We start from the raw sequence: 24479 nt of genomic DNA on the forward strand, positions 1-24479 counted from the left end.
GGCGCGCGTCGTCGCCGGGAGGCGGGAGCGCGCTGGTAGCGGTGGTTCATGTCGCTCACCCTTCGCGCCCGTCGGCCCCGGCGCCGGCACATCGCCCTGCTCGCCTCCGCCGTCTCCGTCGCCCTGCTCGGCGCGAGCGCCCCGCCGGCGCCGCTGGGCATCGGCGACCGGCTCTTCCCGTACCTCGGCAACCCGGGGTACGACGTGGCGTCGTACGACCTCTCCCTCACCTATCCCGGCAGCAACGACAAGCCGCTCCAGGCCGTCACCACGATCGACGCCTGGGCCACCACCGACCTGGACCGGATCAACCTGGACTTCGCGCATGGCAAGGTCGAGTCCGTCGAGGTCGACGGCCGGGCCGCCGCCTTCTCCAGCGCCGGCGACGACCTGGTCGTCACCCCGGACCAGCCGTTGCGGCAGGGCGGCTGGACGCGGATCACCGTGAAGCACACCAGCGACCCGACGGCCGCCAAGGGCCAGGACGGCGGCTGGGTGCGCACCACCGACGGGCTCGCCATGGCCAACCAGGCCGACGCCGCCCACCTGGTCTTCCCGTGCAACGACCACCCGTCCGACAAGGCGATGTTCACCTTCCACATCACCGCCCCGAACGGCTACACCGTCGTCGCCAACGGCCTCCCCACCGAGACCGCCCGGATCGGCCGGCAGACCACCTGGACCTACCGCACCCAGCACCCCATGGCCACCGAACTGGCCCAGGTCTCCATCGGCCGCTCCGCCGTACTGCACCGCACCGGCCCGCACGGCCTGCCCGTCCGGGACGTCGTCCCGAGCGCCGACGCCAAGACCCTCGAACCCTGGCTGGCCAAGACCCCGGACCAGATCGCCTGGCTGGAGAGCAAGGTCGGGGCCTACCCCTTCGAGACCTACGGCGTGCTCATGGCACAGGCGACCACCGGCTTCGAGCTGGAGACCCAGACCCTCTCCCTCTTCGAGAAGAAGCTGTTCACCGAGCCCGCGTACCCCAAGTGGTACATCGAGTCGATCATGGTGCACGAGCTGTCCCACCAGTGGTTCGGCGACAGCGTCAGCCCGCACGTCTGGTCGGACGTATGGCTGAACGAGGGGCACGCCACCTGGTACGAGGCGCTGTACGCGGAGGAGAAGGGCAAGCAGCCCATGATCAACCGCATGAAGGCCGCCTACGGCGCCTCCGACCGCTGGCGCGCCGCCGGTGGACCGCCCGCCCTGCCCAAGGCGCCCGACCCCGGCCAGAAGATCAGCATCTTCCGCCCCAACATCTACGACGGCGCCGCCCTCGCCCTCTACGCCCTCCGCCAGGAGATCGGCAAGCCCGCCTTCGAGCGCCTGGAGCGGATCTGGGTGCAGCGCCACAAGGACGCCACCGCCACCACCGCCGACTACGTGAAGCTGGCCTCCGCGGTCGCGAACCGCGACCTCACCGGCTTCTTCGACGCCTGGCTGTACGGCGAGAAGACCCCGCCGATGCCCGGCCACCCGGACTGGAAGCAGACCCCGGCCCCGGCCAAGCAGTCCAAGAGGTGACGACGGCCCGGCCCCCGGAATAACACGGTGCCGTGACAGGACGTACCGTGCGACCATCATGGGGTCGGCACGGTACGGGTCACGGGGAATCTCCCGGGGTACTCGTACGTTGAGCAAGTGAACGCCGACTTCGGCATCCCCATCGACGTAAGGACCCAATGACCTCCTCTTCTTCCCCTTCCCAGGACACCAGGCGCCTCGCGCAGGACTACCCCGAAGGTCTTCGGGCCGATGCCCTGATGGAAGAGGACGTCGCCTGGAGCCACGAGATCGACGGAGAGCGGGACGGCGACCAGTTCGACCGCTCCGAGCGCGCGGCCCTGCGCCGCGTGGTGGGCCTCTCCACCGAGCTCGAGGACGTCACCGAGGTCGAGTACCGACAGCTCCGTCTGGAGCGCGTCGTGCTGGTCGGGGTATGGACCACGGGCACCGTGCAGGACGCGGACAACTCCCTCGCGGAGCTGGCCGCCCTCGCCGAGACGGCGGGCGCGCTGGTGCTCGACGGTGTCATCCAGCGCCGCGACAAGCCCGACGCGGCCACCTACATCGGCTCCGGCAAGGCCCTGGAGCTGCGCGACATCGTCGTCGAAACGGGCGCGGACACCGTCATCTGCGACGGTGAGCTGAGCCCGGGCCAGCTGATCCAGCTGGAGGACGTCGTCAAGGTCAAGGTCATCGACCGGACCGCCCTGATCCTGGACATCTTCGCCCAGCACGCCAAGTCCCGAGAGGGCAAGGCGCAGGTCGCGCTCGCACAGATGCAGTACATGCTGCCGCGCCTGCGCGGCTGGGGTCAGTCGCTGTCCCGGCAGATGGGCGGCGGCTCGGGCGGCGGCCTCGCCACCCGTGGTCCCGGTGAGACCAAGATCGAGACGGACCGGCGGCGGATCCGCGAGAAGATGGCGAAGATGCGCCGGGAGATCGCGGAGATGAAGACCGGCCGCGACATCAAGCGCCAGGAACGCAAGCGCCACAAGGTGCCGTCCGTCGCCATCGCGGGCTACACCAACGCCGGCAAGTCGTCCCTGCTCAACCGCCTCACCGGCGCCGGTGTCCTGGTCGAGAACGCCCTGTTCGCGACCCTGGACCCGACGGTCCGCCGCGCGGAGACCCCGAGCGGCCGCCTCTACACGCTGGCCGACACCGTCGGCTTCGTGCGCCACCTGCCCCACCACCTGGTCGAGGCGTTCCGTTCCACCATGGAGGAGGTCGGCGACGCCGACCTGATCCTGCACGTGGTCGACGGCTCGCACCCGGTCCCGGAGGAGCAACTGGCCGCCGTGCGCGAAGTGATCAGGGAGGTCGGAGCCACCGACGTACCCGAGATCGTGGTGATCAACAAGGCGGACGCGGCCGACCCGCTGGTCCTCCAGCGGCTGCTGCGCAACGAGAAGCGCTCCCTCGCGGTCTCGGCCCGCACCGGCCAGGGCATCCAGGAACTTCTCACCCTGATCGACGACGAGCTGCCCCGCCCGTCGGTCGAGATCGAGGCCCTGGTCCCGTACACCCACGGCAAGCTGGTCGCCCGCGCCCACGACGAGGGCGAGGTCCTCTCGGAGGAGCACACCGCCGAGGGCACCCTGCTCAAGGTCCGGGTCCACGAGGAACTGGCGGCGGAACTGACGCCGTACGTTCCGGCTCCGGCTGCGTGACGACTGCTGCGTGAAGGGCCGGCCCCCTTTCAAGGGGGCCGGCCCTTCACGCTTTCAGGGGCGCGGGGAACTGCGCGAGCAACCACCACGGCGCGTCAGCCGCCAACGCACCTGGCGCACCATGGCGCAAAGGCGACGCTCATCCCTCTTACTGGTCAGCGAACTCCTTGCTGACGCCGTCATACACGCCCTTGGCCACGTCACCGAACCGCGGCCCCGCCAGCCACCCCGAACTCACCGGTCCGATCGACGTGTTGGACACCAGCGCCGGCTTGCCGTCGGCACCCGTCTCCACCCAGCCGCCACCGGACGCCCCGCCGGTCATCGTGCAGCCGATCCGGTACATCGTCGGCGCCGACGCGTCGACGGACAGCCGCCCCGGCTTGTCCGCGCACTGGTACAGCAGCGACCCGTCGTACGGCTTCGCCGCCGGATACCCGGTGGCCGTGATGCTCGACACCTTCGGAACGGCCGGAGCGTCGAAGTTCACCGGAAGCGCCGAACCGACCGTCTCCTCAAGGGACTTGCCGCCACTGCCCTGCTCCGGTGTCACATGGATCACGGCGTAGTCGTACGACGCGCCGTCGCCGCCCGTCTCGCCGCCCTGGTTGATCCACTGCTGCGAGGTCTGCGCCCCGTCACCCCACCAGACGCCGTACGGCGCGACCTGGGAGCGCGTCGCCTGCGTGAGCGCCGTACCCGTCAGCCCCTGGTCGTTGTACGACGGCACGAACGCGATGTTGCGGTACCAGCCGCCGTTCTTGCCGGCGTGCACACAGTGGCCCGCCGTCCACACCAGGTTGGACTTGCCCGGGTGCGCGGGGTCCTCGACGACCGTCGCCGAGCAGACCATCGTGCCCTCGGGGGAGTCGAAGAACACCTTCCCGGCGGTGGCCGCGTTGGCGTGGTACGTCGGCCGCACGGCCTTCGCCTCGACCGGGTCCGGCGTCGGGTCGGTCACCCCCTGGTCACCGGAGAGGTCGTTGTCGTCGACGCCCTTGTCCTTGTCCGGGTCGTTGGCGTCCCGCATCCGGTCCGGGTCCCACAGGCCCTTGATGATGGGGTTGATGAAGTCGTTGGCCTCGCGCAGCCAGTCGTCCCTGTTCCAGTTCTTCCAGGCGCCGTTCTTCCACTTGTCGATGTCGATCCCGTGCTCTTTGAGCTTGTTCTTGATGTCGTCCGGGATCTTGATCTTGCCGTCACCGGTGTCGGCCGTGGCGGACGCGGACGCCGAGGCGCCCGCGTTGTCGTCGCCGGAGCCGCCGCAGGCGGTGGCGGTCAGCGCCAGCGTCGAGGCGAGGGCGACGGCCGCCAGCGCCCGGGGCGCGCCCCTTCGACGGGTGAACGACGGCCGGATGGATCGCATGGTGGTGACTCCCCCTGTCGGTAAGGAACTTCAGCGCCACACACTATGCGGTCGCTGTGCGGGGCCACCCATGGAAGGGCAACGGTTTCGCTACGGGCCCTCCGCCCGGACAACCCCGCCCACCTGCCCCTCCGGCCACCACCGCCCGCAGCCGGCACGGCGCCCTCACCAGTGCGGGAGCCGTGGCTCGGACTCCGGGTGGATAAGGCGCGGGCAGCCGGTGTCGTCACGCGCGCGTACGGCCGGCTCGATGTGTACGTGCATCGGGGATCGTGTCGAGTGGTGGGTCCTTGTCCGGCAGGCCGAACGGTGGCGGCGGACGAGTAAGGAACAAGGAAAGGGCGCGGCAAGGATCTTGAGGCAACCCGTAACCCGCTGGACGGTCCGGGGTTGGTAGCGGTGGGGGTTCCGCTGCCTGTGCCCGGTACCCGCCGATCAACTCGCCTCTGAACAGCGGGGAGGACAGCGAACCGTGGCCGTGACGGAGTCGGTGACCGGGGGGACGTTCGGGGGAGCGCACGCGGCGCACGAGGGGATCCTGAGACGCCAGTCAGCGCGCGAGTCGCGGGCCCGGACCTATGCGCGCGCCCTCCCCATCGTGCCGGTGCGCGCCCGCGGCCTGACCATCGAGGGCGCTGACGGCCGCCGTTACCTGGACTGCCTCTCCGGCGCCGGCACCCTCGCGCTCGGCCACAACCACCCGGTGGTGCTGGAGGCGATCCGCAAGGTCCTCGACTCCGGTGCCCCGCTCTCCGTCCTCGACCTGGCGACCCCGGTCAAGGACGCCTTCATCACCGAACTGTTCCGCACGCTGCCGCCCGGCCTCGCGGACCGCGCCCGCGTCCAGTTCTGCGGGCCCGCCGGTACGGACGCCGTGGAGGCCGCCTTCAAACTCGTCCGGGCCGCGACCGGCCGCACCGGCATCCTCGCCTTCACCGGCGCGTACCACGGCATGACCACCGGGGCGCTGGCCGCTTCCGGCGGGGCCGCCGACGTCCGCGTGGCCCGGCTGCCCTACCCCCAGGACTACCGCTGCCCGTTCGGCGTCGGCGGCCCGGACGGCGCCGAACTCGCCGCCCGCTGGACCGAGTCCGTTCTCGACGACCCCAAGTCCGGCGTCCCACTGCCCGCCGGGATGATCCTCGAACCCGTCCAGGGCGAGGGCGGGGTGATCCCGGCACCGGACGACTGGCTCCGCCAGATGCGCCGGCTCACCGCCGACCGCTCCATCCCCCTCGTCGCGGACGAGATCCAGACCGGGGTGGGCAGGACCGGCGCCTTCTGGGCCGTCGAACACAGCGGGGTCACCCCCGACGTGATGGTTCTCTCCAAGGCCATCGGCGGCAGCCTCCCCCTCGCGGTCGTCGTCTACCGCGACGACCTCGACGTGTGGGAACCCGGCGCCCACGCCGGCACGTTCCGGGGCAACCAACTCGCCATGGCCGCCGGCACGGCCACCCTCGCCCACGTCCGCGAGAACGGCCTCGCCGAACGCGCGGGCCTTCTCGGCTCCCGCATGCTCGCCCAACTGCGCATCCTCCAGCAGGAGTTCGCGTGCGTGGGTGATGTGCGCGGGCGGGGGCTGATGATCGGGGTGGAGCTGGTGGACCCGGAGGGGGAGGAGTGTGTGGGGGCTGCGGGGGGCGCGGGGGAGAGGCGTGCGGGGGTTGCGGGCGGCGTGGGGGAGAGGCGTGCGGGGGTTGCGGGGGAGGGGCGCGTGCGGTCCGTGGGAGACGGCCAGGGCGAGGTCTGGGGTTCTGGTAGGGCGGTGGAGATGCGAGGCGCTGCCGTGAGCGGGGGGGACCGGGGTGGTGGCGCGGTGAGCGGGTGGAGCGGTGCGGGTCGGCCCCGGCCGCATCCCGCCGCTCCCGAACTGGCCTCTGCCGTACAGCGCGCTTGCCTGGAACGGGGCCTGATCGTCGAGCTCGGCGGCCGCCATGCCGGTGTCGTACGACTCCTGCCGCCGCTGAACATCACCGACGAACAGGCGACCGCCGTCCTGGACCGCCTCGCCGACGCCGTGGCGGCGGTGGCCCGCGACCCGGCCGCCCACGGCGTCCGGCAGCCTCGCCGGCCCGACGGCCGCAAGGAGCCGGCCGGCTAGCCCACTCACCCGGAACGGGCCGACCGGCCACCACGCCCATGGCGACCCGGCCGAACGGATCGCCCCGAGGGAACCGATCCGTCGGACCGTCCGGCAGACGGCCACCCGCCGGACCGTGGTCAGCAGGTCGGTCCCCCGGCGCCGCCGAACCGTAGTGAGCAGGCCGACCGCCCGGCGCCGCCGAACCGAACCAGTCGGCCGGCGCGCCCGGAACGGCCCGACCGGCGCGAACGGCCCGGCCGGCGCGACCGGCGCGTGCATGAGATCCCACATCGTCCACACCTCTCCCATAAGGACAGTCAGCACTCAATTCACCCTCTGATCAGCCGAGTTCGCCGCGTACGACGGCCAACGCCAACGCCAACGCCAACGGCCACCCCGCACCGTCCGAGCCCCCGAGGAACCCCCTTGAACGCCACCCCCACCCCCGACGACCACGGAGACCAAGGCCCACAGGGACGCCCCGTTCCGCTCGCCGAGTCGGTTCCCCAGCAACGCGGCCGCGCTTTCGCGCCCGAGCGGCCTCGCGACGACATCGGGGACCTTCTGGAACACCCCGACCCGCACACCGCCGCCCAGGCCGCCGCCGTGGAGAACCTGCTCCGCTGCTGGGCACGCGAGACGGACCTCCCCGCGCCTGGCACCGGCACCCTTCGCATCCCGCTGCCCGCCAGTGGTACGGCCCTGGTCACCCCGGTCCGCCACTGGTCCCCGACCGGCTGGCACCGCTTCGGCCCACCCCGCCTGGCGGGCGCCCCCGACACCGCCCCACCCGTCGACGCCCTCACCCTCGCGGCCCTGCTCACCCGCGAGACGGCCGGAGCCGCGGGAGAAACGGCGGGCCGAGCCCAGAGCGGCCTCGGTCACGTCGACCAGAGCGGCCCCGGTCACGTTGATGGGAACGCCGGCCGAGCCGACGGCAGCGTAGGTCCGGCTGAGAGCCCCAGCACGGTCCCCCAAGCCAACGGTGGTCCCGTCCAGGCCAACGGCGGTCCCGTCCACCCCGACCACGGTCCTGTGCGCGCCGAAGGCCGCCCCCGCCTCGCCGAAGGTACCCCCCGCACTCAGGCCGTTCCCGACGCCGGCGACCTCGTGGCCCGGGTCGCCGACTCCCTGCGCCGCACGGTCACCTTCATCACGGACCGGCGTGCTCACCCCGTCGACGGCCACGACCGCTTTCTCGCCGCCGAGCAGGCTCTCCTCCTCGGGCATCCACTGCACCCGACCCCGAAGAGCCGCGAGGGCCTGACCGACTCCGAAGCCCGGCTCTACTCACCGGAGTTGCGCGGCTCCTTCCCCCTGCACTGGATGGGGGTCGCCTCCTCCCTGCTCGCCACCGACTCGGCTTGGACCGAGCGCGGCCGCCTCATCCCCGCGCCGCACCTCATGGAAAGCCTGGCCGGCACGCCCCTGACGCTGCCCGACGGCTACGGCGCCGCCCTGCCCCTGCACCCCTGGCAGGCCCGCGAGGTCCGCCACCGCGAGGTGACCGCCGCCCTTCTCGACGCCGGACTCCTGCGCGACCTGGGCCCCCTCGGCGCTCCCTGGTACCCCACCTCCTCCGTACGAACCGTTCACCGCACCGGCGCCCCCGCCATGCTCAAGCTGTCGCTGGGCCTGCGCATCACCAACTCCCGCCGGGAGAACCTTCGCAAGGAACTCCACCGAGGCGTCGAGATGCACCGCCTGCTGCGCAGCGGCCTCGCCAAGCAGTGGCAGGCCGCGCACCCCGGCTTCGACATCGTGCGGGACCCCGCCTGGCTGGGCGTGGACGGCCAGGACGGCCGGCCCGTGCCCGGACTCGACGTGGTGATCCGGCACAACCCCTTCACCCCCGCCGACGACGTGTCCTGTCTCGCCGGTCTGGTCGCACCCCGCCCCCTCGATGCCCCGGTGGCCAACGGCAGCCCCCGGCCGTACCGGTCCCGGCTGGCCCGGGTGGTCGCCCGGCTCGCCGAACGCACCGGCCGCCCCGTCGGCGCCGTCAGTGCCGAGTGGTTCCTGCGCTACCTGGAGCAGGTCGTCCGCCCGGTGCTCTGGCTCGACGGCGAGGCCGGTATCGCCCTGGAGGCACACCAGCAGAACACCCTGCTCCTGTTGGACGCCGACGGCTGGCCTGCCGGCGGGCGCTACCGCGACAACCAGGGCTACTACTTCCGCGAGTCCCGGCGGGCAGAACTCGACGCCCGGCTGCCCGGCATCGGTGAGCACAGCGACACCTTCGTCTCCGACGAGGTCACCGACGAACGCTTCGCCTACTACCTCGGCATCAACAACGTGCTCGGTCTGATCGGCGCTTTCGGCTCCCAGCGGCTCGCCGACGAGCGCCTGCTGCTCGCGGCCTTCCGCCGGTTCCTCACCGACACGGCCTCCGGACCCGCCCGGCTGCGCACCTCCCTGCCCAGCCGCCTGCTCGACTCACCCGTCCTGCGCTGCAAGGCCAACCTGCTGACCCGACTGCACGGCCTCGACGAACTCGTCGGCCCGGTCGACACCCAGTCCGTCTACGTCACCATCACCAACCCCCTCCACTCCTGACCGCCTGACCGCCCTGACCCTGCCGCCTTCATCACAGGCCCTCCCACCACCGCTCTTCATTGACCGACCTCCACCGCCCTTCATCCGCCGACCTCCATTCACCTCACCGACCGAGGAACATGACCCACCTCGTCTCCTGAGAGGAGCGCACCATGCCTCCCACCGACGCGAGCGCCGACGCAGGCCCCGTACCGGTCCACCCCGCCCACCCAGGCCGCTCAGGTCCCGCCGAGGACACCCGGGACTGCGAGGACACCCTGGACCTCCGCCTGCCCGCCGAACTCCTCGCCCTCTTCGCCGGGAAGGCGACCGGCCCCGATCCCGCTGGGGCGACCCACCCCGACGTCGGCGGGACGCCCGGCCCCGACAACGGCCGTGGAGGACTGCCCGCACCCCCCGCACCGGACGGCCCCGACACCGCCCCGACCACCGAGGCCCAGGCCCCAGCGCTCGACCTCGGACGACCCGTCGCACCCGCCCATGAACGAGCAGCCGCACTCGACGACGAACGAGCAGCCGCCCTCAGCCACGAACAACCGCCCCCACGCGCTCCCGTCCGACCGACTGCACACACTTCTGACGGACCGCCCCCGCACGCCCCCGGCCGACCCACCCACCTCCACCACGACCCGCTCGGCCCACTCGACCCGCTCGGCCCACTGGACACGCTCGACCTGCTCGATCAGCTCGCCACCTGGGGCCCCACCTCGACCCCTGTCGGCGTCTTCCACCTCGTGCCGGTCCATGTTGAGCGCGACCTGCCGATCATCAGCCGCTGGATGAACGACCCGGCCGTGGCCGCGTTCTGGCAGCTGGCCGGCTCACGGGCGCAGACGGAGGACTACCTGCACGCCCAACTCGCGGGAGACGGGCGCAGCGTGCCCTGTCTGGGCAGGCTCGACGGCACCCCGATGAGCTACTGGGAGATCTACCGGGCGGACCTGGACCCGCTCGCCCGCCACTATCCGGCCCGCCCGCACGACACCGGGGTCCACCTCCTGATCGGCGATGCCGCCGACCGGGGGCGGGGACTGGGGTCCGCCCTGCTCAGGGCCGCCGCCGATCTCGTACTCGATCACCGCCCTGCCTGCGCGCGCGTCGTCGCGGAGCCCGATCTTCATAACACCCCCTCCGTGGCCGCCTTCCTCGGCGCGGGGTTCCGCTACGCCGCCGAGGTCGACCTGCCTGCCAAACGGGCCGCCCTCATGATCCGAGACCGGTCCCTACGTCATCTGATGTAGCGCTGAGTAATGGCGCGTACACATGTAGTACGAAGCGGCCGCCGATCAAGTTCCCGGCCACTCGGAAGAATCCGGAAGATTCAAGTTCCCGCTCGCCCGGGGGAGATCGACGCGGACAAACCCCTGGGCCTGCCCTTTCCTCCGTTCCCCTTCCTCAGCCCCTCCTCAGCCCACCCGTCCAGGAGCCCCCGGCGTGATCCCATCCCCCGTCCCCGCCTTGATCGCCCGATTGTCAGTGCCGGGCCGTAGGGTGGTCGCGCTATGACGAAGCCCTCACTCCCTGAACTCCTGCATGCCGCTGTCACAGCTGTCGGCGGTACGGAGCGCCCCGGCCAGGTGACCATGGCCGAATCGGTTGCCGAAGCGATCGACGACGGATCTCATCTGCTGGTCCAGGCCGGCACCGGCACCGGAAAGTCGCTCGGCTACCTGGTGCCCGCGCTGGCCCACGGGGAGCGGGTCGTCGTGGCGACGGCGACCCTCGCCCTGCAGAGACAGCTGGTGGAGCGGGATCTGCCGCGCACCGTCGACGCCCTGCACCCGCTGCTGCGCCGCCGCCCGGAGTTCGCGATGCTCAAGGGCAGGTCGAACTACCTGTGTCTGCACCGGCTGCACGAGGGCGTGCCGCAGGACGAGGAGGAGGGCCTCTTCGACCAGTTCGAGGCGGCGGCGCCGACCAGCAAGCTCGGCCAGGATCTGCTGCGGCTGCGTGACTGGGCGGACGAGACCGAGACCGGTGACCGTGACGGCCTCACCCCGGGCGTCTCCGACAAGGCCTGGGCCCAGGTCTCGGTCTCCTCCCGGGAGTGCCTCGGCGCCTCCAAGTGCGCCTACGGCGCCGAGTGCTTCGCCGAGACGGCCCGCGAGCGCGCGAAACTCGCCGATGTCGTCGTCACGAACCACGCGCTGCTCGCGATCGACGCCATCGAGGGCGCCCCGGTGCTCCCGCAGCACGAGGTGCTGATCGTGGACGAGGCGCACGAACTGGTCTCGCGGGTCACCGGCGTCGCCACCGGCGAGCTCACCCCGGGCCAGGTCAACCGAGCGGTCCGGCGCGCCGCGAAGCTGGTCGACGAGAAGGCCGCCGACCAGCTCCAGACCGCCGCGGAGGGTTTCGAGCGGCTGATGGAGCTGGCCCTGCCGGGCCGACTGGAGGAGGTCCCGGAAGACCTCGGTTATGCCCTGGCGGCCCTCAGGGACGCCGCCCGCACCGTGATCTCGGCGATCGGCACGACCCGTGACAAGTCGGTCCAGGACGAGGACGCGGTCCGCAAACAGGCGCTGGCCTCGGTGGAGACCGTCCACGACGTGGCGGAGCGGATCGTGAACGGCTCCGAGTGGGACGTCGTCTGGTACGAACGCCACGACCGCTTCGGCGCCTCCGTGCGCGTCGCCCCGATGTCCGTGTCGGGCCTGCTCCGGGAGAAGCTCTTCGCGGACCGCTCGGTCACCCTCACCTCGGCGACCCTCAAACTCGGCGGCGACTTCAACGGAGTGGGCGCCTCCCTGGGCCTCGCCCCGGAGGGCATCGAGGGCGATGACCTCCCGCAGTGGAAGGGTGTCGACGTCGGTTCCCCCTTCGACTACCCGAAGCAGGGCATCCTCTACGTCGCCAAGCACCTGTCGCGCCCCGCGCGGGACGGCGACCGCGCCGACATGCTGGACGAACTGACCGAACTGATCCAGGCGGCCGGCGGCCGCACCCTCGGCCTCTTCTCCTCGATGCGGGCCGCCCAGCAGGCCGCGGAGGAGCTGCGTGTCCGGATCCCCGAGTTCCCGATACTCCTGCAGGGCGAGGAGACCCTCGGTGAGCTGATCAAGAACTTCGCGGCGGACCCCCAGACCTGTCTCTTCGGCACGCTGTCGCTGTGGCAGGGTGTCGACGTCCCGGGCCCCAGCTGCCAGCTGGTCGTCATGGACAAGATCCCGTTCCCGCGCCCGGACGACCCGCTGATGAGCGCCCGGCAGAAGGCCGTCGAGGATGCCGGCGGCAACGGCTTCATGGCGGTCGCCGCCACCCACGCCGCGCTGCTGATGGCCCAGGGTGCGGGCCGGCTGGTCCGGGCGTCGGGGGACCGGGGTGTGGTCGCCGTACTCGATCAGCGGTTGGCCACCGCGCGGTACGGAGGCTATCTGAAGTCGTCACTGCCCGACTTCTGGTACACCACGGACCGTAACCAGGTCCGGAAGTCGCTGGCGGCCATCGACGTGGCGGCGCGGCAGGCGGAGACGGAGACGGAGTGATCGCGGGTTAGCCTGTCCCGGGACGGGACAGGCTAACCCGCGATCCAAAGAGGCGGTCGCCGTGGGTCCGGACAGTGCAGGACCCCGGAACCGGCGCAGGGGTCCCGGGGCCCGATCGGAGGGCGGGCGGATGACCGCCCGCCGCAGGCGTCAGACGCGCCGCAGTACCGCGACGACCTTGCCCAGGATGGTCGCGTCGTCGCCGGGGATCGGCTCGTAGGCCGAGTTGTGGGGGAGGAGCCACACGTGGCCGTCCTCGCGCTTGAACCGCTTGACGGTGGCCTCGCCATCGAGCATCGCGGCGACGATGTCGCCGTTCTCGGCGACCGGCTGGCGGCGGACGGTGACCCAGTCACCGTCACAGATCGCGGCCTCGATCATGGAGTCACCGACGACCTTGAGCACGAACAGCTCGCCGTCACCGACCAGCTGCCGGGGGAGAGGGAAGACGTCCTCGACCGACTCCTCGGCGAGGATCGGGCCACCGGCGGCGATCCGGCCGACCAGCGGGACATACGATGCGGCGGGCTTGCCGGCGGTGTCCGTGGGCTGCACGGTCACGGCCTGGTCGGAGCCGCGCACCTCGTAGGCGCGCGGGCGGTGCGGGTCGCGGCGCAGGAAGCCCTTGCGCTCCAGTGCCATCAGCTGGTGCGCCACCGACGACGTGCTGGACAGGCCGACGGCCTGGCCGATCTCCCGCATCGACGGTGGGTAGCCCCGCCGCTGCACCGAGTCCCTGATCACCTCGATCACCCGGCGCTGCCGGTCGGTGAGCCCCGAGCTGTCCGCCCGGATGCCGGGAGGTCGGCCCGGCAGGGAGCGCTTTTGCCCCTCGGGATTCACGGTTTCGTTCATGGCATGCACCGGGTCGAGTCGGCCCTGGGAGCGGTCCTGGGCGGTGATGGTGGCACTGTCTGCGGTCGTGGTCACGTCGGCCCCTCTCGATGGTCTCCCTGCTGGACAACGGTAGTTGCTTTCGAAAGGTTGCGCCAAACACACGTTCGAGTGAAAAAACGCGGTTCACCGTACGCGATCACATGTCTGGGTGTATGGCTCACGCGGTACCCGGCGGACAAAAGGTCCATGGTTGTACTCTTCACCGCCGGGCGGATGGCCTTGTGGGTGTGCCCAGTCTGCCATCCGGACCGCCGCTGACCGGGACGACCGCCCCCATCTGCGCCGGAGTCGCACGTGACCTCCGTGCGGCGCCCACGGTATCTCCGTATCCGCCGTAGCGGTACGTGTGCGACACGCGCAAACTGTCGATGTGTCGGCGGATCCCTACATCTAGTGGTTGGGTTGCGGCCGTAGCCCACAAGTTGTGGTCCCCCGGGTCTCAGAGCCCTCGGCGATCGCCTATGCTTGGGGCTGCTTCGAGGGGTCCATGAGGTCCCGCGAGGCCATCGAGTCTGCTGTGAGGAGGGTTGGAGATCATGCACTGCCCCTTCTGCAGGCACCCCGACAGCCGCGTGGTCGACAGTCGTACGACCGATGACGGCACGTCGATCCGCAGGCGCCGCCAGTGTCCTGACTGCTCCCGTCGTTTCACGACCGTGGAGACGTGCTCGCTCATGGTGGTGAAGCGGTCCGGAGTCACCGAGCCATTCAGCCGTACCAAGGTCATCAATGGCGTGCGCAAGGCATGCCAGGGGCGGCCTGTCACCGAGGACGCACTCGCCCAGCTCGGCCAGCGGGTCGAGGAGGCGGTGCGGGCCACCGGAAGCGCCGAGCTGACCACCCATGACGTGGGGCTGGCCATACTCGGCCCGTTGCAGGAGCTAGACCTCGTCGCCTACCTGCGATTCGCCTCCGTCTACCGGGCGTTCGACTCGCTCGAGGACTTCGAGGCCGCGATCGCGGAACTCAGGCAGGTGGCGCAGGACCCCGCCGCGGACGAAGAAGACGCGGGAGCGGGGAGCCAGAAGGACCATGACGGGCCGGGCGGGACCGCAGGGGCGCCCGCGCCCGTCCACATCGCCGGCTGACGGGCGGAACCGGAACCGGGCGGAGGGCCCGAATCCGGTTGTCGGACGGCGATCCAGACCTTGTTGCGGGCGGCAGTCGAGGGCGCCGGCAACACGAGAACAGAACAGCGTGTCACGGGAACATCGTGGCATTTCAGGGCGTTTTAGCCCGTAGAGGGAGGCGGCATGACAGAGACGGCGAGCGGTCCGGCACGGAGTTCCCGCGCGAAGGGCACCAAGGCCACCAAGGGACTGCGTATCGAGCGCATCCACACCACCCCCGGCGTGCATCCGTACGACGAGGTGAGCTGGGAGCGCCGTGACGTCGTCATGACCAACTGGCGCGACGGCTCGGTCAATTTCGAGCAGCGTGGCGTCGAGTTCCCCGACTTCTGGTCGGTGAACGCGGTCAACATCGTCACCAGCAAGTACTTCCGGGGTGCCGTCGGCACCCCGCAGCGCGAGACCGGCCTCAGGCAGCTGATCGACCGCATCGTGAAGACGTACCGGAAGGCCGGCGAGGACCACAGGTACTTCGCCTCGCCCGCCGACGCCGAGATCTTCGAGCACGAGCTGGCTTACGCCCTCCTGCACCAGGTCTTCAGCTTCAACAGCCCCGTGTGGTTCAACGTGGGCACCCCGCAGCCCCAGCAGGTCTCCGCCTGCTTCATCCTGTCCGTCGACGACTCCATGGAGTCGATCCTCGACTGGTACAAGGAAGAGGGCATGATCTTCAAGGGAGGCTCCGGCGCCGGCCTGAACCTCTCCCGGATCCGCTCCTCCAAGGAGCTCCTCTCCTCCGGCGGCAACGCCTCCGGCCCGGTCTCCTTCATGCGCGGTGCCGACGCCTCCGCGGGCACCATCAAGTCGGGAGGTGCCACCCGCCGCGCCGCCAAGATGGTCATCCTGGACGTCGACCACCCCGACATCGAGGACTTCATCCAGACCAAGGTCAAGGAAGAGGAGAAGATCCGCGCCCTGCGTGACGCGGGCTTCGACATGGACCTGGGCGGTGACGACATCACCTCCGTCCAGTACCAGAACGCCAACAACTCGGTCCGTGTGAACGACGAGTTCATGAAGGCGGTCGAGCAGGGCGGTCAGTTCGGTCTGCGTGCCCGCATGACCGGCGAGGTCATCGAGGAGGTCCAGGCCAAGGACCTGTTCCGCAAGATGGCCGAGGCGGCCTGGGCATGCGCCGACCCGGGCATCCAGTACGACGACACGATCAACCACTGGCACACCTGCCCGGAGTCCGGCCGGATCAACGGCTCGAACCCGTGCAGCGAGTACATGCACCTGGACAACACGTCCTGCAACCTCGCCTCGCTGAACCTGATGAAGTTCCTGAAGGACGACGGCAAGGGCAGCCAGTCCTTCGAGGTCGAGCGCTTCGCGAAGGTCGTCGAGCTGGTCATCACCGCGATGGACATCTCCATCTGCTTCGCGGACTTCCCGACCCAGAAGATCGGTGAGAACACCCGCGCCTTCCGTCAGCTCGGCATCGGCTACGCCAACCTCGGCGCCCTGCTGATGGCGACCGGCCACGCCTACGACTCCGACGGCGGCCGCGCGCTCGCCGGTGCCATCACCTCCCTGATGACCGGCACGGCGTACAAGCGCTCCGCCGAACTCGCCGCGGTCGTCGGCCCGTACGACGGCTACGCCCGCAACGCCGACGCCCACAACCGCGTCATGAAGCAGCACGCGGACGCCAACACCGTGGCCGCCCGCGGGGACGACCTGGACACGCCGGTCTGGGCCGCCGCCACGGAGACCTGGCAGGACGTGGTGCGCCTCGGTGAGAAGAACGGTTTCCGTAACTCCCAGGCGTCCGTCCTCGCCCCCACCGGCACCATCGGTCTCGCGATGTCCTGCGACACCACCGGTGTCGAGCCCGACCTGGCGCTCGTGAAGTTCAAGAAGCTGGTCGGCGGCGGCTCGATGCAGATCGTCAACGGCACCGTGCCGCAGGCCCTGCGCCGCCTGGGCTACCAGGAGGAGCAGATCGAGGCGATCGTCGCCCACATCGCCGAGAACGGCAACGTGATCGACGCCCCCGGCCTCAAGCAGGAGCACTACGAGGTCTTCGACTGCGCCATGGGCGAGCGCGCCATCTCCCCGATGGGCCACGTCCGCATGATGGCCGCGATCCAGCCCTGGATCTCCGGCGCCATCTCCAAGACGGTCAACATGCCGGAGACGGCGACCGTCGAGGAGGTCGAGGAGATCTACTTCGAGGCCTGGAAGCTCGGCGTCAAGGCGCTCGCGATCTACCGCGACAACTGCAAGGTCGGCCAGCCGCTCTCCGCCAAGACCAAGGAGAAGGAGAAGGCCGAGGTCACCGAGAAGGCCGAGGCGACCATCCGCGAGACGGTCGAGAAGGTCATCGAGTACCGCCCGGTCCGCAAGCGCCTCCCGAAGGGTCGTCCCGGCATCACCACGTCCTTCACCGTCGGTGGCGCCGAGGGCTACATGACGGCCAACTCCTACCCGGACGACGGCCTGGGTGAGGTCTTCCTGAAGATGTCCAAGCAGGGCTCGACCCTGGCGGGCATGATGGACGCCTTCTCCATCGCGGTCTCCGTCGGCCTCCAGTACGGCGTGCCGCTGGAGACGTACGTCTCGAAGTTCACCAACATGCGCTTCGAGCCGGCCGGTATGACGGACGACCCGGACGTGCGGATGGCGCAGTCGATCGTCGACTACATCTTCCGCCGCCTGGCGCTGGACTTCCTGCCCTTCGAGACGCGCTCCGCGCTCGGCATCCACTCCGCCCCGGAGCGCCAGCGTCACCTGGAGACCGGTTCGTACGAGCCGTCCGATGACGAGGTCGACGTCGAGGGCCTGGCCCAGTCCGCGCCGCGCGCCCAGGAGCTGAAGGCCGTCGCCTCCCCGAAGGCCGAGACCGCGGCGGCCAAGCCCGCCCCGCAGCAGGCTCACACCAGCGCCGAACTGGTGGAGATGCAGCTGGGCATCCAGGCCGACGCCCCGCTCTGCTTCTCCTGCGGTACGAAGATGCAGCGGGCCGGTTCCTGCTACATCTGCGAGGGCTGCGGCTCTACCAGCGGCTGCAGCTGACGCGTTGATGTGAAGTGAAGTAAGGGGCGTCGGCCACGGCCGACGCCCCTTACCGCTGCTCCTTGCTGCTCGCCGTCACGGTCGGCCGAGGCCGCCCATGGCACGGGTGAAGACCACGGGGTCGTCCTCGAATCCGTGCAGGCCGGGGCGGTAGCTCCAGTCGCCGGACCCGTCGCGCACGAACTCCGCGACGGCGGCCGCCGTGGCTCCGAGGACCGAGCCGAAGTCATCCTCGGTCAGCACGTTGTAGCCCTCCCGGACGCGCACCTCAGGGTTCAGGACGTTGACGAACGTCCGGTGCGCGGACCGCTGTTGGATGACGACTCCGACCACCACGCGCGTGTACCGGCCATCGAGCCGGTCGAGTTCGAGCGTCATCACTTCGTCCCAGCCGAAACCCTTGCCGTCCTGGCTGTCTCGGTTGAGAAAGATCGTGCCGTCGGGCGAGCGGCTGTCGAAGTGCACCAGATAAGCCGCGGTCCCGTACGGGTCACCCGCCGTGTAGGTACCGGCGATGATGTCGAGATCGGTGGGCGGCTGCCCGGCCTGGCTGGGATCCCACTTCAGTGCGACCTCGACCTTGCGGATCGCCTTGCTGAAACCGCTCATCTCGCGTCCCCTTCCCCCTAGAGGTCCACTGCCCCAACTGATGGCCTGCCAAGGCTCTTTGTCCATCGTGCCACGCGCGCGGGGGCGCATGCGCGGGTGATCTCCGCCGGAGCGTGACCGACGCCACGTCCCATGGCCTTACGATGGCGCGGTGCTGGTCAAGTGGATTCGCTGCACCGTGGTGGACCGCCGCGGGTTCGAGCGGGGGCAGCGAAAATGGGCGGGGCTTCTGGGGGAGCCGGGATTTCGCGGACAGGGCGGGGGCTGGAGTCGGCAGCGAGCCGGAGTGGCGCACATCTTTGCCTTCTGGGAAAGCCGTGCCTTCTACGACTCCTTCATGGCGCGCTCGCACGACCGTCTGGCCGCGTCCCAGTCCGGCACGTACAAGGACCAGCAGGTCAAGCTGTTCGAGTACCGGTTCGATGTGAAGACCGGCTTCGAACCGCGGTTCACGGACTCCGACCTGATCCGGGTGGCCCTCTGCCGCGTGCGCGAGGAGCGTGTCGAGCACTTCACGCTGATGCAGGAGAAGGTCTGGAACCCGGCGATGGCCGGCTCGCCCGGCATGATCCGCGGTATGTTCGCGGAGGCCCCGGCGCACGAATTCATGATCCTTTCGATGTGGCGGGCAGCCGCCGAACACGGCAAGTACCGCACCGAGCGGGTGGAACGCCTGGCACTGCGCGCCCAGACGGAGGCCGACATCGCGGCCCTCACGGGCGACATCGTCGAGCTCGAACCGAGCTGGATCGTTTGAACCTCCAACCCTTGATTTGTGTGACCTACACTGTATGGAGCCCATCCGAGTGCTCGAATTCCCGTCACTCGATCTAGGGTTTTGGCATGGCACGACCACGGCGCATCGTCCTTGTCCGGCACGGCGAGTCAACCGGCAATGTCGACGACTCCGTGTATGAGCGGGAACCCGACCACTCACTGCCCCTGACCGAGCGGGGCTGGCGACAGGCCGAGGAGACCGGAAAACGCATCCGGGAGATCTTCGGCCAGGAGCCCGTCAGCGTGTACGTCTCCCCGTACCGTCGTACGCACGACACCCTCCGCGCCTTCCACCTTGATCCGGACCTCATACGCGTGCGTGAGGAGCCCCGGCTGCGCGAGCAGGACTGGGGGAACTGGCAGGACCGCGACGACGTACGACTGCAGAAGACGTACCGGGACGCCTACGGGCACTTCTTCTTCCGCTTCCCCCAGGGTGAGTCCGGCGCCGACGTGTACGACCGGGTCGGCGGCTTCCTGGAGAGCCTGTTCCGCAGCTTCGAGGCCCCGGACCATCCGCCCAACGTGCTCCTGGTGACCCATGGCCTGGCGATGCGGCTGTTCTGCATGCGCTGGTTCCACTGGACGGTCGCGGACTTCGAGTCTCTGTCCAACCCCGGGAACGCGGAGATGCGGATGCTCGTTCTCGGGAAGGACGGCAAGTACACGCTCGACCGGCCTTTCGACCGCTGGCGGGACCCGGAGCCCAACTGGACGAGCGGCTAGGCTGGCCGAGATGACCTTTTCCTCCGACAATTCGAATGCCGGGCGCCTGGACCGTGCCCTGGCCAGCCTGCGCGGACTCGCGACCGGCGACGCGCTGGGCTCACAGTTCTTCGTTCCGGCGAACTACCCGCTGCTGCAGCGGCGCGAGCTGCCGCCGGCCCCCTGGCAGTGGACCGACGACACCGAGATGGCCTGTTCCGTCGTCGCCGTCCTCGCCGCTCACCACCGTATCGACCAGGACGCGCTGGCCCACTCCTTCGCCGCGCACCACGACTTCGACCGGGGCTACGGCCCCGCCGTCAACCGGCTGCTCCGGCTCGTCAGGGAGGGCGGCGACTGGCGCGAACTGGCGGCCGCGCTCTTCAACGGGCGCGGCTCATGGGGCAACGGTGCGGCGATGCGGATCGCGCCCCTGGGCGCCTGGTACGCGGACGATCCGGAGCAGGCCACCCACCAGGCCGAGATCTCGGCCTACCCCACGCACCAGCACCGCGAGGCGGTGGTCGGGGCCATGGCGGTCGCCGCGGCAGCGGCACTGGTGGCGTCGCCCGGCGGCCCGCCGAGCCCCGAGGCGCTCCTCGACGGGGTCGTCGCGCTGGTACCGAGGAGTGCCGTCGGCCAGGGCCTGCGGCGCGCCCGCGACATGCTCGACTACGGCGACGCGGGGACCGTGGCGGCCGTGCTGGGCTGCGGACGCCGTACGAGCGCCCATGACACCGTCCCCTTCGCCCTCTGGTCGGCGGCACGTGCCCTCGGTGACTACGGGACGGCGTTCTGGACGACCGCGCAGGTGGGCGGCGATGTGGACACCACCTGCGCCATCGTCGGCGGCGTAGTCGCGGCCGGCAGGGCGGGAGCGCCCCCGGCAGCATGGACGGAGCGGACGGAGGCGCTGCCGGACTGGGTGCCTACGGGGACGGGGACCGCTGTCGGCGCGTGACCGTCGGCATGCGGTGGTCGGTGTGGGTGGTTGAGCGTCGGCAAATGCTGACCGGTGTCGGTGGTGGAGGGCCCGGCGCACGAAGACCGCAGGCGGTGGGTGACCGCCGGCGCACGAAGGCCGTTCGAGTCGGGCCTTTCGTGGTGTGTGGGGATGGGGCCGTGGTGGTTCGGTGAGATGCCGTGGGCCGCAGTCGCCCTGGCCGTCTCAGAGAGCAAAGGTCCTGTGCATACCCCGGCGCCGTGACGGACCCGATGCCCTGGGATCACGGTGTCCCGGGCACCGCCGAAACTCTCCGTGCCCGATGGGAACTCTCCGTGACCGTCGGGCGTTTTTCCGGCATCCGCTCCGCGCTCCGTCCGAGTGCGGACGGCGGAGCCCGGAAGCGGAGCCGAGGGGAGAGTGTTGGAGGTGTGGTTCGGAGTGGCTGCTCTGGTGGTGTTCGCGGCGCTGTCGGCCGTGGTGCGGATGGCCGGACCTCTGCCCCTGCCGTCTGTCCCCTGGCGGTGGTCCGGCCATCCGCGGCTTCGCGCGGACCCGGTGGGTTCAGCCCAGCCCGGGGCCGGCCGTGCCGGCGAGGGCTTCGAGGTCGCTCTTGCGGACCTTGATCACCAGCCAGGCGGTGAGCAGGCCGAGCGCGGCCATGACGGCGGCGGGGATGAACGCGGTCGAGATCCCGTGCGCCAGCACCTCGTGTCCCCAGGGCGCGGGCAGCTGGTGGGACTTGGCGAACTCCGCCTTCTGCTCCGGCGAACCGTCGGCGAGGAACTTCGGCAGCTGCTTCTTCGCCTCGTCCTTGCTGGCCGAGCCGAACACCGTCGTCAGGATCGACAGACCCAGGGAACCACCCACCTGCTGCATGGCGTTGAGCAGTCCGGAGGCCGCTCCGGCCTCGTGCTGGGCGACCCCGGAGACCGCGGTGACGGTCGCGGTCACGAAGTTCAGGCCCATGCCGAAGCCGAAGATCAGCATCGGCCCCAGCACCCCGCCGAGATACGAGCTGTCGGGCTTGATGAACGTCTGCCAGGTGAGGCCGACGGCCACGAGTGCGGAGCCGGTCATCATGAACGGCTTCGGGCCCAGGACGGGCAGGAACCGCTGCGACAGCCCGGCGCCGACGGCGATCGCCACCGTCACGGGCAGGAAGGCCAGGCCGGCCCGGATCGGGCTGTAGCCCAGCACGTTCTGCACGAACAGCACGATGTAGAAGAACATGCCGAACATCGCCGCGGCCAGGCTCAGCATGATCACGTAGGTGCCGGAGCGGTTGCGGTCGGCGAACATCCTCAGCGGGGTGATGGGCTCCTTCGCCCGGGTCTCGATGAAGACGAAGGCCAGCAGAAGCACCACCGCTGCACCGAAGGACCCGAGGGTCAGAGCGTCGCGCCAGCCCTCCTCCGAAGCCCGGATGAAGCCGTACACCAGGGAGACCATGCCCAGCGTGGAGGTCAGCGCGCCCGCGATGTCGAACCGGCCGGGATGCCGTTCGGACTCGTTGATGTACTGCGGGGTGAGGGCGACGATCAGCAGTCCGATCGGCACATTGACGAAGAACACCCAACGCCAGTCGAGCCAGTCGGTGAGCATGCCGCCGGCCAGCAGGCCGATGGCACCGCCGCCCGCGGAGACGGCGGCGAACACGCCGAACGCCCGGTTGCGCTCCGGGCCTTCCGGGAAGGTGGTGGTGATCAGCGCCAGCGAGGTCGGCGACGCGATCGCGCCACCCATGCCCTGGAGGGCGCGGGCGGCCAGCAGCTGCCAGGGTTCCTGGGCGAGACCGCCGAGGAGCGAGGCGAAGGTGAACAGCAGGATGCCGGTCATGAACACCCGGCGCCGGCCGAGGATGTCACCGGCTCGCGCACCGAGCAGCAGCAGACCGCCGAAGGTGAGCGTGTAGGCGCTGACCACCCAGGTGAGGTCCGTGGTGCTGAACTTGAGCGCGTCTTGAATGTGCGGGAGAGCGATGTTCACAATCGTCGCGTCAAGTACGACCATGAGCTGGCAGGCGGCAATCACGGTGAGAGCGATGCCGGGGCGCCCCTGCCGACGGGCCGCACCAGGTTTCTGATCAGGTATCAGTTGAGAGGTTGTCACTATGGGTCCCCCACGAAGGTGTTAGTGAACGCCCGCGTTCACTGTCGCGTCAACGGTAGTGAGTCCTCGGTAGAGAACGCAAGCGTTCACTTAACTGCGCGTCGCGTGCCGCGTCCCCCCTTGCCGTCGCGCGCCGCACCTCCCCTCCGCTCCGGAATCCCCGCTTCCCCTCGCTCGCTGGAGAAACTCAGATGGTTACCTCGCGCTGGACTGCCGCTCCTCCTCAGGCGGCCTCCCCTCGTCGGCGCGGTGCGGTCCTCGAACGCGCGATCCTGGACGCCGCCCTGGAACAGCTCAGCACCGTCGGCTGGAACGGCCTCACCATGGAGGGTGTCGCCGCCGGTGCGCAGACCGGAAAGGCGGCGGTGTACCGGCGCTGGCCCTCGAAGGAGGACCTGGTCGCCGACGCGCTGCAGGCCGGTCTGCCACGTTTGGAGGAGGCCCCCGACCTCGGAAGTGTGCGCGACGACCTGCTGGCGCTGTGCCGGCAGGCCCGGGACGCGATGTTCTCGCGTCCTGGCTTCGCGCTGCGATCAGTGATTCACGAATGCGATCCCACACAGGTCGAGCGCTTCCACGGTGTGATCTTCGACGGGGTCGTGGGGCCGACCACCAAGCTGATCGGTGAGATCGTCACCCGTGGCATAGAGCGGGGGGAGGTGCGCGCCGATGCGGCCAACGACTATGTTCTCGACGCCATTCCGGCGATGATGATGTACCGCAACAAGATTTCTGGAAGCGAATGGAACGACCAGGAGGTCGAGCGGATGATCGACCACTACATGCTTCCGCTGCTGCTGTCGCACGGAGCCTGATCCACCGTTCCGGCGGCCCGCGCTCCTGTCGGGGAAGCCGGGGTGTCGCTCGGGGATCAGTGCGGCGTACCCTAAGGGCGCCATGCCGTACGAACCGCCTACTCACACCGTCGAGCGCTCCCTTCGCGCCACGACCGGAGCGAAGGTCATTGCCGGTGTCGACGAGGTGGGGCGCGGTGCCTGGGCCGGGCCCGTCACTGTCTGCGCCGCGGTCACCGGTCTTCGCCGGCCGCCCGACGGCCTCACCGACTCCAAGCTGCTGACCGTCAAGCGCCGTAGGGAACTTGCCGAGACGCTGCGGACATGGGTCACGGCCTACGCTCTGGGCCATGCCTCGCCGGAGGAGATCGACAGCCTCGGCATGACGGCCGCACTGCGGCTGGCCGCGGTCCGTGCCCTGGAGACCCTCCCGGTCCGCCCCGACGCGGTCATCCTCGACGGAAAGCACAACTACCTCGGTGCCCCGTGGCAGGTGCGCACGGTCATCAAGGGTGACCGATCGTGTGTGGCCGTCGCGGCGGCGTCGGTGATCGCCAAGGTTCAGCGCGACAAAATGATGGCCGAACTGGGTATCGACCATGCAGACTTCGGATTTGCGGACAACGCCGGGTATCCGTCACCCGTGCACAAGGCCGCACTGGAGGAGCGGGGCCCCACCCCGTACCACCGGTTGTCGTGGGCGTATCTTGATGCGCTGCCCCAGTGGCAGCACCTCAAGAAGGTCCGCAGCTGGGCGGAGGGAAGCGTTCCGGAGATCGAGGGTCAGCTCGGCTTCGACTTCTGACGTTCCAGTCGCAC

Annotated in this window: 17 protein-coding genes; 13 read left to right on the forward strand and 4 right to left on the reverse strand. The window is 70.1% G+C overall.

From position 1 onward, the window contains the following. The first annotated feature begins 48 nt into the window (after nt 1–48). Both ACZ5K7_RS39065 and hflX read left to right on the forward strand, forming a co-directional pair. Nucleotides 49–1530, forward strand: a complete 1482-nt coding sequence (locus tag ACZ5K7_RS39065) for a M1 family metallopeptidase (protein WP_468921565.1) — start codon at nt 49–51, stop codon at nt 1528–1530. Nucleotides 1531–1688: 158 nt separating this feature from the next. Beyond that, on the forward strand, nt 1689–3182 hold the full coding sequence (gene hflX / locus ACZ5K7_RS39070) for a GTPase HflX (RefSeq protein WP_468921568.1): 1494 nt from the start codon (nt 1689–1691) through the stop codon (nt 3180–3182). 148 nt (nt 3183–3330) lie between these two features. Here hflX and ACZ5K7_RS39075 read toward each other — a convergent pair whose 3' ends face one another. Next, nucleotides 3331–4548, reverse strand: a complete 1218-nt coding sequence (locus tag ACZ5K7_RS39075; RefSeq protein ID WP_468921571.1) for a trypsin-like serine peptidase — start codon at nt 4546–4548, stop codon at nt 3331–3333. A gap of 472 nt (nt 4549–5020) precedes the next feature. On the opposite strand from ACZ5K7_RS39075, the gene ACZ5K7_RS39080 reads away from it, so the two are divergent. From ACZ5K7_RS39080 to ACZ5K7_RS39095, 4 genes are all read left to right on the forward strand, one after another. After that, entirely contained in the window at nt 5021–6652 is a 1632-nt protein-coding gene (locus ACZ5K7_RS39080) for a diaminobutyrate--2-oxoglutarate transaminase family protein (RefSeq protein ID WP_468921573.1), read from the forward strand. A 408-nt stretch (nt 6653–7060) separates the two neighbouring features. Beyond that, nucleotides 7061–9190 carry an IucA/IucC family protein gene (locus ACZ5K7_RS39085; RefSeq protein ID WP_468921575.1) on the forward strand — a complete coding sequence of 710 codons (2130 nt, stop codon included), beginning with the start codon at nt 7061–7063 and terminating at the stop codon, nt 9188–9190. A gap of 383 nt (nt 9191–9573) precedes the next feature. Next, the gene (locus ACZ5K7_RS39090) at nt 9574–10431 is read left to right on the forward strand and encodes a GNAT family N-acetyltransferase (RefSeq protein WP_468921668.1); all 858 of its coding nucleotides are present in this window, start codon (nt 9574–9576) and stop codon (nt 10429–10431) included. Nucleotides 10432–10692: 261 nt separating this feature from the next. Next, on the forward strand, nt 10693–12675 hold the full coding sequence (locus ACZ5K7_RS39095) for an ATP-dependent DNA helicase (protein ID WP_351709723.1): 1983 nt from the start codon (nt 10693–10695) through the stop codon (nt 12673–12675). Between the two features lie 150 nt (nt 12676–12825). On the opposite strand, the gene lexA is transcribed toward ACZ5K7_RS39095, so the two are convergent. Next, entirely contained in the window at nt 12826–13605 is a 780-nt protein-coding gene (gene lexA, locus ACZ5K7_RS39100; RefSeq protein ID WP_351709720.1) for a transcriptional repressor LexA, read from the reverse strand. Nucleotides 13606–14108: 503 nt separating this feature from the next. Between lexA and nrdR the strand changes: the two genes are divergently transcribed. Both nrdR and ACZ5K7_RS39110 read left to right on the forward strand, forming a co-directional pair. Beyond that, nucleotides 14109–14660 (forward strand): transcriptional regulator NrdR, encoded by a 552-nt coding sequence (nrdR, locus tag ACZ5K7_RS39105; RefSeq protein ID WP_351709717.1) that lies wholly within the window; start codon nt 14109–14111, stop codon nt 14658–14660. 165 nt (nt 14661–14825) lie between these two features. Continuing rightward, the gene (locus ACZ5K7_RS39110) at nt 14826–17720 is read left to right on the forward strand and encodes a vitamin B12-dependent ribonucleotide reductase (protein ID WP_468921580.1); all 2895 of its coding nucleotides are present in this window, start codon (nt 14826–14828) and stop codon (nt 17718–17720) included. A 75-nt stretch (nt 17721–17795) separates the two neighbouring features. Here ACZ5K7_RS39110 and ACZ5K7_RS39115 read toward each other — a convergent pair whose 3' ends face one another. Next, nucleotides 17796–18329 (reverse strand): TerD family protein, encoded by a 534-nt coding sequence (locus ACZ5K7_RS39115; RefSeq protein ID WP_468921583.1) that lies wholly within the window; start codon nt 18327–18329, stop codon nt 17796–17798. Between the two features lie 151 nt (nt 18330–18480). On the opposite strand from ACZ5K7_RS39115, the gene ACZ5K7_RS39120 reads away from it, so the two are divergent. From ACZ5K7_RS39120 to ACZ5K7_RS39130, 3 genes are all read left to right on the forward strand, one after another. After that, nucleotides 18481–19086 carry a YdbC family protein gene (locus ACZ5K7_RS39120; RefSeq protein ID WP_351709708.1) on the forward strand — a complete coding sequence of 202 codons (606 nt, stop codon included), beginning with the start codon at nt 18481–18483 and terminating at the stop codon, nt 19084–19086. 86 nt (nt 19087–19172) lie between these two features. Beyond that, nucleotides 19173–19832, forward strand: coding sequence for a histidine phosphatase family protein (locus tag ACZ5K7_RS39125; protein WP_468921587.1), 660 nt, complete (start codon nt 19173–19175; stop codon nt 19830–19832). A gap of 10 nt (nt 19833–19842) precedes the next feature. Further along, nucleotides 19843–20772 carry an ADP-ribosylglycohydrolase family protein gene (locus tag ACZ5K7_RS39130; RefSeq protein WP_468921589.1) on the forward strand — a complete coding sequence of 310 codons (930 nt, stop codon included), beginning with the start codon at nt 19843–19845 and terminating at the stop codon, nt 20770–20772. A gap of 546 nt (nt 20773–21318) precedes the next feature. Here the strand turns inward: ACZ5K7_RS39130 and ACZ5K7_RS39135 are convergent. After that, nucleotides 21319–22866 carry an MFS transporter gene (locus tag ACZ5K7_RS39135; protein ID WP_468921592.1) on the reverse strand — a complete coding sequence of 516 codons (1548 nt, stop codon included), beginning with the start codon at nt 22864–22866 and terminating at the stop codon, nt 21319–21321. Between the two features lie 191 nt (nt 22867–23057). On the opposite strand from ACZ5K7_RS39135, the gene ACZ5K7_RS39140 reads away from it, so the two are divergent. Next, nucleotides 23058–23681, forward strand: coding sequence for a TetR/AcrR family transcriptional regulator (locus tag ACZ5K7_RS39140; RefSeq protein WP_351709696.1), 624 nt, complete (start codon nt 23058–23060; stop codon nt 23679–23681). Between the two features lie 82 nt (nt 23682–23763). Next, nucleotides 23764–24465 carry a ribonuclease HII gene (locus ACZ5K7_RS39145; protein ID WP_468921596.1) on the forward strand — a complete coding sequence of 234 codons (702 nt, stop codon included), beginning with the start codon at nt 23764–23766 and terminating at the stop codon, nt 24463–24465. Nucleotides 24466–24479: the final 14 nt, after the last annotated feature.

It is taken from the genome of Streptomyces sp. NPDC031497 (genome assembly GCF_055580905.1).

What these genes read in the sequence shown, in the direction of transcription:
- ACZ5K7_RS39065 (WP_468921565.1), top strand. Translation starts at nt 49, where the DNA reads ATGTCGCTCACCCTTCGCGCCCGTCGGCCCCGGCGCCGGCACATCGCC.
- hflX (WP_468921568.1), top strand. Translation starts at nt 1,689, where the DNA reads ATGACCTCCTCTTCTTCCCCTTCCCAGGACACCAGGCGCCTCGCGCAG.
- ACZ5K7_RS39075 (WP_468921571.1), bottom strand. Translation starts at nt 4,548, where the DNA reads ATGCGATCCATCCGGCCGTCGTTCACCCGTCGAAGGGGCGCGCCCCGG.
- ACZ5K7_RS39095 (WP_351709723.1), top strand. Translation starts at nt 10,693, where the DNA reads ATGACGAAGCCCTCACTCCCTGAACTCCTGCATGCCGCTGTCACAGCT.
- nrdR (WP_351709717.1), top strand. Translation starts at nt 14,109, where the DNA reads ATGCACTGCCCCTTCTGCAGGCACCCCGACAGCCGCGTGGTCGACAGT.
- ACZ5K7_RS39110 (WP_468921580.1), top strand. Translation starts at nt 14,826, where the DNA reads ATGACAGAGACGGCGAGCGGTCCGGCACGGAGTTCCCGCGCGAAGGGC.
- ACZ5K7_RS39115 (WP_468921583.1), bottom strand. Translation starts at nt 18,329, where the DNA reads ATGAGCGGTTTCAGCAAGGCGATCCGCAAGGTCGAGGTCGCACTGAAG.
- ACZ5K7_RS39125 (WP_468921587.1), top strand. Translation starts at nt 19,173, where the DNA reads ATGGCACGACCACGGCGCATCGTCCTTGTCCGGCACGGCGAGTCAACC.
- ACZ5K7_RS39130 (WP_468921589.1), top strand. Translation starts at nt 19,843, where the DNA reads ATGACCTTTTCCTCCGACAATTCGAATGCCGGGCGCCTGGACCGTGCC.
- ACZ5K7_RS39140 (WP_351709696.1), top strand. Translation starts at nt 23,058, where the DNA reads ATGGTTACCTCGCGCTGGACTGCCGCTCCTCCTCAGGCGGCCTCCCCT.
- ACZ5K7_RS39145 (WP_468921596.1), top strand. Translation starts at nt 23,764, where the DNA reads ATGCCGTACGAACCGCCTACTCACACCGTCGAGCGCTCCCTTCGCGCC.